Raw genomic sequence first — 380 nt, forward strand, 5'->3', positions numbered from 1 at the left:
GAACTAACACTGTGCGCCAACTAGAAACAGAAATAAACAGCCAACGAGACAAATCTGTTTTGTTCAAATTGCAAATGTCGGTCAAAAGATCAAATCGCGCCCTTAGTTACAAGGTTAATCTCGGTTGAATAAACTCAATAAATGCAGAAATACGTCGCGCAACGATAGACAATGTGTAAAACACCGCATTCACTTGTTCACGCTCTATGTGAGTAAATTTATCCGACTGCAGTATGGGTACTAATCGACCCGCCGCTAGATCATTATTAGACAAGAAAACTAACGCTAGCAAGAATGCTCAAATGAGTATTCAAGCGAGTAGTTAAGGGGATAGTTAAGCAACGACATAAACATCGATACTCAATATCACGCTTATGTCG

1 protein-coding gene is annotated in these 380 nt (G+C 39.7%); it reads right to left on the bottom strand.

Annotation, left to right across the window (positions count from 1 at the left end; genetic code table 11):
* Positions 1-106: 106 nt before the first annotated feature.
* Positions 107-292, bottom strand: coding sequence for a type 2 periplasmic-binding domain-containing protein (locus AAEZ00_RS20695; RefSeq protein WP_351015165.1), 186 nt, complete (start codon positions 290-292; stop codon positions 107-109).
* Positions 293-380 lie beyond the last annotated feature (88 nt).

This window comes from Shewanella sp. S1-49-MNA-CIBAN-0167, assembly GCF_040310145.1.
GTDB lineage: Bacteria > Pseudomonadota > Gammaproteobacteria > Enterobacterales > Shewanellaceae > Shewanella > Shewanella psychromarinicola.